This is a genomic window from Kocuria sp., assembly GCF_030536815.1.
In the GTDB taxonomy this organism is placed as follows: domain Bacteria; phylum Actinomycetota; class Actinomycetes; order Actinomycetales; family Micrococcaceae; genus Kocuria; species Kocuria gwangalliensis.
The window spans coordinates 1-2,440 of record NZ_JAUNPE010000252.1 but is presented as its reverse complement, the minus strand read 5'-3'; the positions used below and the strand labels follow the sequence as shown (position 1 = coordinate 2,440).

Below are 2,440 nucleotides of genomic sequence, written 5' to 3'. Positions count from 1 at the left end.
GAGGATCGGGGCCCGGGCGCACGGGCAGCACGGCTGCCACACCGGTGTTCTTCGATTCGAGCGGGAAGCGCTGGCGCCGGATCCTCGCCGGGCTGGTGCTGGTCCTGTTGCTCCTAGCCGGTTCACTTGCGTGGGTGGTGCCGCAGGCGCTGGCACCGACCTCCACCCAGGCGCAGAACCAGGACATCGAGTATGCGCAGGAACTGCTGGCCAGCGGGGACGAGGAAGACATCCCGGTACTGGGCGACGAGGACGGCTACGCGTTCTCGCGCATCGGTCTGATCGAGGAGGTCGACGGGCAAAAGGTGCTGGCCGATCCGTTCAGCGATGACGTCTTCCGGGTACTGACCGACGACGAAATCGCCACGGTGGGGGACAGCCCCTACGCCCTGGAGCACTTCGGTGCTCCCGCCGACGGGCAGCTGGTGCTGACCTTCGACGACGGACCCGACGCCGAGTACACCACCGAGATCCTCAATGTGCTCTCCGAGGAGGGCGTGCCCGCCACGTTCTTCACGATCGGAACCAGTGTGGCGGAGAATCCCGATGTGTTCCAGCGCATTATCAAGGAGGGGCATTCCGTGGGTAACCACACCATGACCCACGCGACCTCCGACACCAGCAGCTTGTTCAACCGTGAAGAGGTGATCAGCACCGACCGGGAGATGCGCGCGGTGGGCGGCTACGCCTCGTCCCTGTTCCGCATCCCGGAGGCCGACGCCGACAACAACCCGCTGCCGCTGTTGCAGGCCCAGCAGCTGGGATACCTGCACGTCAACTTCGACATCGACACCGAGGACTGGAGCTACGCCCCGGGCGAGGACGTCCCCGTGCCCGATCTGGACGGGGAAGGACACGTTGTGCTGATGCACGACAGCGGCGGGGACCGCACCGCCTCGGTCGAGGCCCTGCGCGAGCTCATCCAGGAGGCCAAGAACGAGGGCTACACGTTCACCACGGTCGACACCATCGCCCCTGAGCAGTACCAGGCGGAGAAGAACGTGGAAGCCACGGTCGGGGACGAGGCCGTTGCCGTGACGGTTGCGGGGGTCTCGGTGGCTCCGTCCGTGGCCATGAGCTGGCTGTTCTGGTTCGGCATCGGTTCCCTCACGATCATGTCCGTCCTCTACATCGTTCTGGCACTCGTGGGCAATCGGCGGCAGAAGAAGCGGGTGTGGCGACAGCTGCCCGAGCACGAGCTGCCGCTGGTGAGCGTGATCCTGCCGGTGTTCAACGAGGAACTCGTGGTGGCCCGCACATTGGATTCGCTGCGGGCCAGCGACTACCCGAACTTCGAGGTCATCGTGGTTGACGACGGCTCCACGGACGGCACCGGTGCGATCCTGCGCGAGGTGGCCGCCGGGTGGCCACAGCTGCGGGTGCTCACCCAACCCAACGCCGGTAAGTCGGTCGCCTCCAATCAGGCCATCCTGGCCGCGAACGGGGAGATCGTGGTGACCCTCGACGGGGACACCATCTTCGAGCCGCAGACCATCCGGATGCTCGCCCGTCACTTCTACGACACCGACGGCGACCGCCGGGTGGGCGCGGTGGCCGGGCACATCAAGGTGGGCAACCGCTCCAACCTGCTGACCATGTGGCAGTCCCTGGAGTACATCTCCGGCATCTGCGTGACCAGGGTGGCCGAGGGTGTGATCGGGGCGATCTCCATCGTGCCCGGGGCATGTGCGGCGTGGCGGAAGGAAGCCCTGCAGGCTGCCGGGGGATACTCCCACGACACCCTGGCGGAGGACGCGGACCTGACCATGACCCTGCAGAAACTGGGGTACAAGGTGGTCCAGGAGAACCGGGCCGTGGCGTGGACCGAGGCCCCCATCACGGCCAAGGGGCTGGCCAAACAGCGGCTGCGCTGGACCTACGGTAATCTCCAGGCACTGTGGAAGCACGCGGACATGCTCTTCCGTCCCCGCTACCGGGCGCTGGGCATGCTCACCCTGCCCTACACAATGCTCGCCACGGTTGTCCCGCTGCTCTTCCTGCCCCTGACCGTGCTGATGGCGGCACTGATCCTGGCGTCCGGTAACTGGCAGGCGATCGCGATCTTCGCAGCCTTCGTGGCCGGGTTGCACATGCTGATCTGCGTGCTGGCCCTGCGCATGGTGGGTGAGTCCTGGACCCACCTGCTGGTGGTGCCGGTCTACCGGCTGATCTACGAACCCCTGCGCGCCTACCTGCTCTACGCTTCCCTGCTGCAAGCGCTCAAGGGACGGATGGTCGGCTGGTACAAGCCGGAGCGCACCAACAGCGTGCTGGACCTCACCTCACTGGAGGCCAAGGCCGGACGCGTCTGAGATCCGGGGTCCTGCCGGGCGCTGCTGCGGGTGGCCCTACCCCGCCTCCCGCAGCCGCTCCCACAGGTTGAATGCCATGGCCAGGTCCACCAGCTGCGCGGAGGACAGCTCCTGGAACCGCTTGGCGA

At 66.6% G+C, this 2,440-nt stretch carries 1 protein-coding gene; it reads left to right on the top strand.

Annotated elements, in window-relative coordinates:
• The coding region (locus tag Q4E95_RS12840; RefSeq protein ID WP_303383674.1) for a bifunctional polysaccharide deacetylase/glycosyltransferase family 2 protein at window positions 1-2,312 on the top strand (2,312 nt) is incomplete at its 5' end.
• Window positions 2,313-2,440: the final 128 nt, after the last annotated feature.